General features: G+C 42.1%; 9 protein-coding genes. 4 read left to right on the forward strand and 5 right to left on the reverse strand.

Going from position 1 to position 6,820, the window contains the following annotated elements; all coding sequences use genetic code 11:
- The first annotated feature begins 64 nt into the window (after nt 1-64).
- Nucleotides 65-217, forward strand: coding sequence for a hypothetical protein (locus LC574_RS00120; RefSeq protein WP_229450935.1), 153 nt, complete (start codon nt 65-67; stop codon nt 215-217).
- Here the strand turns inward: LC574_RS00120 and LC574_RS00125 are convergent.
- The 3 genes from LC574_RS00125 to LC574_RS00135 all read right to left on the reverse strand — a co-directional run bounded on the left by LC574_RS00125 (nt 204) and on the right by LC574_RS00135 (nt 3,331).
- A complete protein-coding gene (locus LC574_RS00125; RefSeq protein WP_229450936.1) occupies nt 204-1,439 on the reverse strand; it encodes a DUF445 domain-containing protein in 1,236 nt (411 codons plus the stop codon). The two genes, LC574_RS00120 and LC574_RS00125, sit on opposite strands and share 14 nt — an antisense overlap.
- Before the next feature lie 164 nt (nt 1,440-1,603).
- A complete protein-coding gene (gene ubiE / locus LC574_RS00130) occupies nt 1,604-2,308 on the reverse strand; it encodes a bifunctional demethylmenaquinone methyltransferase/2-methoxy-6-polyprenyl-1,4-benzoquinol methylase UbiE (protein ID WP_229450943.1) in 705 nt (234 codons plus the stop codon).
- Between the two features lie 84 nt (nt 2,309-2,392).
- Entirely contained in the window at nt 2,393-3,331 is a 939-nt protein-coding gene (locus LC574_RS00135) for a response regulator (RefSeq protein ID WP_229450937.1), read from the reverse strand.
- A gap of 350 nt (nt 3,332-3,681) precedes the next feature.
- Between LC574_RS00135 and LC574_RS37680 the strand changes: the two genes are divergently transcribed.
- Together LC574_RS37680 and LC574_RS00140 are read left to right on the forward strand one after the other, a co-directional pair.
- Nucleotides 3,682-3,804 (forward strand): hypothetical protein, encoded by a 123-nt coding sequence (locus tag LC574_RS37680; protein ID WP_267871341.1) that lies wholly within the window; start codon nt 3,682-3,684, stop codon nt 3,802-3,804.
- A 102-nt stretch (nt 3,805-3,906) separates the two neighbouring features.
- Complete coding sequence (locus LC574_RS00140; protein WP_229450938.1) at nt 3,907-4,989, forward strand: RuBisCO accumulation factor 1; 1,083 nt, start codon at nt 3,907-3,909, stop codon at nt 4,987-4,989.
- 36 nt (nt 4,990-5,025) lie between these two features.
- Here the strand turns inward: LC574_RS00140 and LC574_RS00145 are convergent, their stop codons facing one another.
- Together LC574_RS00145 and LC574_RS00150 are read right to left on the reverse strand one after the other, a co-directional pair.
- Nucleotides 5,026-5,358: a hypothetical protein gene (locus LC574_RS00145; protein WP_229450939.1), complete on the reverse strand. Its 333-nt coding sequence runs from the start codon at nt 5,356-5,358 to the stop codon at nt 5,026-5,028.
- A gap of 168 nt (nt 5,359-5,526) precedes the next feature.
- Nucleotides 5,527-5,727 (reverse strand): hypothetical protein, encoded by a 201-nt coding sequence (locus tag LC574_RS00150; protein ID WP_229450940.1) that lies wholly within the window; start codon nt 5,725-5,727, stop codon nt 5,527-5,529.
- A 511-nt stretch (nt 5,728-6,238) separates the two neighbouring features.
- Here LC574_RS00150 and aqpZ point away from each other — a divergent pair.
- The coding region (gene aqpZ / locus LC574_RS00155) for an aquaporin Z (protein WP_229450941.1) at nt 6,239-6,820 on the forward strand (582 nt) is incomplete at its 3' end.

A 6,820-nucleotide genomic window follows, 5' to 3' on the forward strand; every position in this document is an offset into this window, starting at 1 on the left:
AATACTTCGACTACGCTCAGTACAAGTTCGTAATTCGTAATTATTACGCTGTGGATGAATCCGGGTGGCTCTGAATAAAAACGAGAGCGATCGCTTTTTACTCGCACCTTTTCTAAAAAGGCGATCGCTCAATTTAACTCATTTCACAATCTGGGCAACTTGCAACTATAATTTGATAAAAATTTATAGTCAAAAACACAAAATCAATATTGACTAAATATTAAAAACACTGTCTGTAATAATCCAATGACAAAACCCAAAACACCGCCTAAAGTTACAATCGCTTGTAATTCATTTTTTACAATTCCCTCAATTGCAGCTTCTAAATCAGCCGGTGAAGTTGATTTTACCCGATCAACTATCACTTGATCTATCGACAAAATCGGAATTGCTTGCGCCACAATTACTTCTAAATCTTTTTCCAAATATTTATCTAATATTAAAGCCAACTCTTGACTCATGACTTCTAAAGAAGTACTGACAACAGGTGAAGTACTAAGACGATTCAGCAGCACTCCAGCAATATTTTCCCAATCAACAGAATCAGTTAATCCTTGTAAAAAATCGCTGCCACTGTTTTGTAAGTAATGGCGGACACTTTCGCGGGTGGTCTTTCGGAGTTGGCGCACTGTCCCAATTGGCAAGTTTTGTAATGATAAATTTTGCAGTAATTTCCGAATGCGATCGCGCATTTGCAAATCTTGAGTCAATTCCTGCAAGCGAGTATTGGCAGCCTCTTTTTCATCCAAGCAAAAAGTCCGTAGGCGTGTGAGAGTATTACGTAAGCCAAACAAATTTGCTACTACCCAATAAGTTCCACTGGTTTTTTCGCGGAAGCCTTCATCAATAATTTGAATTGTGCGATCGGTCAAAAAATCAACTATCGTTTGCCGCAGCACATCTGGCGGTAAAACTGCTTGCAACAACCAATCAGCAAGCCGTGTGGCTTGTTCTTCACTCAATTGAAATTCCAGCAATATCTGGTCAAAAATTTGATTGATCTGCGCTTCCAAAAAGTCTTCTCGTCGCGCTAAAACCTTGAGTAACCGTGGCAAGGATTCCCCTAGTAAATCCCGCAAAATGCCTGCCACAATTTTGGCACTTTTCTCGTTTTTATCTGTTTTAATTTGTTCAATTGCCAGCCGTAACAACCAGAGAATTGCTCCCTGCACGCGTTCTGTTTGCAACAAACGCCGCGCCAGATTTTGCAATTCTTGTGGTGTCAAGAGTGACCCCATGATTGTCTTAGAAATGTTCAGAGCCAAACGTTCCTGGTTGCGGGGAATCAATCCAGGGGTGAAGGGTACTCTTCGTTCAGCAATATAAATTGCTCGGTAAGGACGGAACAACATTTTGATGGCTATATCATTTGTGAAATAGCCAATAATTCCACCCAGTACCGGGGGAGACACATAAAGCCAAAGATGAGACCAGTCCAAGGGAAGAATTAAAAAAGTTAGGAGTTAGGAGAGACGCGATTAATCGCGTCTGTACAAGAGTTAGGAGTTAACAGAGACGCGATTAATCGCGTCTGTACAAGAGTTAGGAGTTAGGAATGATAAATTTTAAATGAGAATTTATCACTACTCATAATTCATAACTTTTAACTAATAACTCCTAATTTACTAAGCACTAGCACTCCCATCATACCGTTCACAATGGTGTAGTGTGTGGCAACAGCAAAACCAACTTGACGCGCTAACTTTATTTGCTCTCTCCCGATGGGAAAGCGGTCTAAGCTAGGGCTGATGTAAGCATATTCTTCTTTTAACCCTAAATAACTGGCAACTGGCACTACAAAACTGTCCAGATACAACTGCTGAAAGGCACGTAGCTGAGGATTACTCGGTCGATGAAAGTCTAAAATTGCGGCTTTAGCACCCGGCTTCAAAACCCGGTATAACTCTTGGAGACTGCGGGGAATATCCTTAACATTTCTTAAACCATAGCCCATTGTTGCGGCATCAAATTGGTTATCATCAAAGGGTAAATTTAGCACGTCGGCTTCTATCCAGGCGATCGCAGGTTGGGGGTACTGCCAATGTGAGCGTTCTTTAGCTTTTTCTAGCAGGTTGGGTGAAAAATCCACTCCGTATACCTTCCCTGTTGCTCCTGTCCGCCGTGCCAGACGTAAGGCTAAATCACCACTACCGCAACACAAATCTAATGCAGTATCACCCGATTTAGCTGCACTCCATTTCACTGCCATTTCCTTCCATATCCGATGCTGTCCCAGACTCAACCAATCGTTCAACTGGTCATAAACTGGAGCAATACGGTTAAAAATGGACTGAATTTCGTTAGTCATTGATTGGGTATTGGGCATGGGGCATGGGGCATAGGGCATAGGGCATGGGGCATCGGTTTTTGACTAATGACTAATGACTAATGACTAATGACAACTAGTAAGAGCGATCGCTATCAGTTGGGCTGATAAATTAATTAGCATTAATTCATCTTCCCGTAAAGTGCAGGGTTGTTTCCACTGTAAGGATAATACGCCCAAAAGTTGATTACGGTAGCTAATTGGGATAACTAAATGTGCTTCCACACCCGTATTTTTGTAGTGAATAGCATCAACTAATTTAGTGTCTTTAAGTATATTTAAGGAAACTTGCATTTGCCCGGTGGCGATCGCTTCCTTTGTTAGTGGGTCAAAAGATAGCCAATTTTTTATTGTACCTGTATCGCTGTAAGTTCCTTGAGTCGCAATCAGAGTATTTCCATCTGTAAGTTGCAGAATACACCCGTCTGCTGCAAAAGTCTCACTCACAGCCCTAGCAATTGGAGCAAGAGTTTCTTCTAAGCTAGAAGCTGCTTGAGTTACCTGTACCAAAACACTCAGCAGAGCTATTTGAGCATGAGAACGGCGTAATTCTTCTGTACGTTGCTTGAGCAAGTCGTAGGTTTCTGCTGCTCTTTGCACCACTGCCTTCAGTTCGCCTGGGTCCCAAGGCTTAGTGATATATTTGTAGACTTGCCCCGCATTAATCGCCTCTACCAAGTCTTCAATATCAGTAAATCCGGTAAGAATTATCCTAACCGTATCGGGAAACTGAGGTACAGTCTTGCTGAGAAACTCAGTTCCTTTCATTTCTGGCATCCGTTGATCGGAAATAATCACCGCTACCTCTCCTTCTGCTGCCAAAACTTCTAGGGCGTTCACCCCACTATCAGCTTTCAGAACATTAAAGTCGCGTCGAAAGGTGCGATAAAGCAGATCGAGATTATCTGGCTCATCGTCAACTACCAGGATTTTCAGCTTTTTTGGTTGTTGGAGAGTCATCAGTGGATATTGGAGTTTATCAATTTCGAGACTGGGCTTATCCATAAGATATTTCCTTTAAATATTCACTATCTTGTTATATTCCATACCAAGCTTAGTTGATAATAGCTCAAATTTATCAAGAGTTTTTACGGAGTTAGCTTGCATTTTAAATACGGTAGCTGTGAGTGTCACAGAGGATATTTGCCTGCCCAAATATCTCAAGCAAGAAAAAATTGCATAAGAAGAATTAACTAGATAAGTTTCTACAGATCAACTCAAGGCAGTAGTTATGCTCAGAACTTGCACCAGTCCCAACAACCGCCTCAGAATGAATTCTGAGGCTATTAGCTATCTTCTAAAGAAGACTCAATAAAGATTAGAGTCCACTAAGCGTGGACTTGCGCTAAAAGCCTGTGAAATTTATTTCTTGGCGCGAAAGTGGGCAGGTGCAAGATATAACTAGGACTTACGCAAAAAGTACTAAAAATCTTAATTTATCGAACCGCCAAGAACGCCAAGAACGCCAAGAATCGTAGAGTTTGCGTAAGTCCTAATAACTATGGGTAGTTCATAGATTAGAATAAAACTTGCTCATGAGGTATTAATCAACCTCTCAAGTTGAAGCTCGCACTCTGATTATGACTGATCTACCACCCAACGCTCAGAATCCCGAAGAAAATGCTACCAACGATGTAGCACAAGAATTACTGCGAAGGCTGAGGCAAAAACAAGGTAACTGGGTGGAATGGGGAACGGCGATCGCCTCGTTGCTAAAAACCGGTTACAACCCCCAAGACATTTTTGAGGCGACTGGATTTGAGCCGATTCAACAAAATCAGGTGGTTGTTGGTTCTCAAGTTTACAATTCTTTGGAAAAGTTTGGAGTATCGGCAGAAACGCGATCGCACTATGCCACACGCGGCAGTGATGTTTTATACGAACTGCGTTTGCTCACTCAAGAAGAACGTGCCGCCGCTGCCGAACTAATCTTCGTCCACAACGTTGATGCTGATGAGGCACGGGATATAGCAAAAGCAATTAAAGAGTTCTCTTATTTCCGCACTTTACCAGAAGGGTTTTCTGCTCATCCTGGGGATGCTGTTGCTCATCAAGTTTGGAAACTGGCACGCCAAAATGCAGATTTACAACAGCGATCGCGCCTAATTGCCAAAGGTTTACGCTTTGCTCACACGCCAGCAGCAAGGCAAAAAATCGAACAACTACTGACTGATTTTACTACTGTTCCCCAGCGTCCAGCGCCAATTTTACCCTTTTACCGTCTGGAACTTGAAGAACAATTACCCCGAATCTTGCCGGTGGTAGGCGAGTTGCCATTATCACGGCAAGACTTGCAAGCTGTGCCGATAGTGACAGAAATTGAACCATTTCGGATGGTCAAGTTTTCTGGAGAGCAAGCTTGGGTACCGTTACCAGGTTGGCAAGTGTTGTTGGCAGCAGAAGATCCAGTAGTGATTTTAGCGAATAGCGATCGCTTCCCCATCCAAAGCCAAACGGGGCCTGTCGTCGTTGTCGTAGATCGCGCCCAACGAGAATGGGATGCCTCCAGCTATTTTGTTGTTGAAAATGGTGGTGAATTAGATTTTCAGTGGTTTGAAACTGAGCCAGAAATTCTTCTACTAGGACAAATTATTATCATCGTGCGTCCTAAGAAAATTCTGGATGAAGAATTAACTAAGGATTCCTGGCAGATTGACGAATAAATTTAACAAATTCTGGGGGTTTAAGTCCAGTACAGTTCAGTTAAGGATTTTTGGTACTGATTTTAGACCTGTAGAGACGCGAAATTTCGCGTCTCTACCAAGGTTTTTGGGCTTAACTGAACGGTATTGAGCCAATACCAAAGCTTGTAAAGTTAAGTTTCCTTGGGTAGGAATTTTGTTAACCAGAGCATCAGCCTGCAATGCCAATGCATCAGCCTGCAATGCCAATGCATCGGGTAACAATGCCAATGCATCGGGTAACAATGCCAATGCATCGGGTAACAATGCCAATGCATTGGGTAACAATGCCAATGCATTGGGTAACAATGCCAATGCATCGGGTAACAATGCCAATGCGTCCCCTTGCATTAAAAACGCTACGATTTTACGCAAAGTTGTACTAGGTCAAACAAGCGATTTTTCAAGTCTGCTGCCATTGGGACAGTTGGAGTACTATAAGGAATTGCAGTTACCGCAGATTTATATAGCGCTTCTAGGTTGAGTGCAATACAGACCTAACCCCCAGCCCCTTCCCTACTAGCGTTGGGGAGTAAGATTCAAAGCCTCTCTCCTAAAAGGAGAGAGGTCAGACTGTATTGCTTCCATTCGAGAACCGCTATAGTCTGCTAACTCTTCGGCTAATTCTGGATACTCTGCTAACTGCTGCTCAATCCCATCCAAGGCATAAAGGGGAGCTAGTTCACAAAAGCAGTAGTTTTCAGGATTATGTTGCATCATCAGCTTCTAGTTCAACTTCCTACTATCCAAAACAACCTCTTCACTTTCTTCTACCGAGTACAGGCTTTTGAAAGCGATCGCGTGGATAACTTTGGCATAGCGATCGTAAAGTGTAGATAGAGCAGATTGGTCACGTTGAGCAATTTTGGTTAAAAGTATTTTTTCAATTAAAAGTTTATAAAACTATTACAAAATTTAAATAAATTTTCAAACCATCTTTAATAGAACTCACTAGAGCAAGAATATCAACAAATGTATCATTCTGAGCAAAATGCTTAAGAAATTAAGTATTTTTCTTGTTATTTTATATTTTCAGGTATCTTCTTTTATTACCACAATTGTTGAGTAAAAAACCAAGTCCTATTTTTTTGATTTAGTTTCTTGAGGGATTCAGAACTGTCACTAATTGGAAATTTAATGGGAAGAAAACAAACTCAGTTGATATAAATGACTCAAGTATTGTGTAACAGAACTATCACTCATTTGTAGCTGAACAAGGAGTTTTCCAAAAATGTCTCTAACTAAACGTTGCTTGGCCGAATTTATTGGTACATTCTGGCTTGTTTTAGGTGGTTGTGGTAGTGCTGTTCTAGCCGCAGCCTACACGGCAGATGCGGCAAAAATCAGCGAAAATACTTCTTTTCCATTGGGTATTGGATTAGTCGGTGTATCTTTGGCGTTCGGGCTTACCGTCCTCACAGGGGCTTATGCTTTTGGTCACATTTCTGGTGGGCATTTCAATCCAGCTGTTTCCTTTGGACTGTGGGCAGGTAAGCGTTTTCCTGGGTCTGACTTACTACCTTACATCGCCTCTCAAGTAATCGGTGCAGTTGTTGGTGCGGGCATTATCTACCTGATTGCGAACGGCAAAAGTGGATTTATCTTAACTGGCTCTAACCCATTGGCCACTAACGGCTACGGGACTCACTCTCCAGGTAGTTACACGCTGTTTGCTTGCCTCATTACTGAAGTTGTGATGACTTTCATGTTTCTGCTGATTATTTTGGGTGTAACTGACAGCCGTGCTCCTAAAGGATTTGCACCACTGGCAATTGGTTTTGGACTCACTTTGATTCACCTGATTAGCATTCCT

The organism is Nostoc sp. CHAB 5715, from assembly GCF_020829685.1.
Lineage (GTDB): Bacteria > Cyanobacteriota > Cyanobacteriia > Cyanobacteriales > Nostocaceae > Nostoc.

Coding starts and splice junctions, on each gene's coding strand:
- ubiE (WP_229450943.1), bottom strand. CDS start 2,308: ATGACTAACGAAATTCAGTCCATTTTTAACCGTATTGCTCCAGTTTAT.
- LC574_RS00135 (WP_229450937.1), bottom strand. CDS start 3,331: ATGGATAAGCCCAGTCTCGAAATTGATAAACTCCAATATCCACTGATG.
- LC574_RS00140 (WP_229450938.1), top strand. CDS start 3,907: ATGACTGATCTACCACCCAACGCTCAGAATCCCGAAGAAAATGCTACC.
- LC574_RS00145 (WP_229450939.1), bottom strand. CDS start 5,358: ATGCAAGGGGACGCATTGGCATTGTTACCCGATGCATTGGCATTGTTA.
- LC574_RS00150 (WP_229450940.1), bottom strand. CDS start 5,727: ATGATGCAACATAATCCTGAAAACTACTGCTTTTGTGAACTAGCTCCC.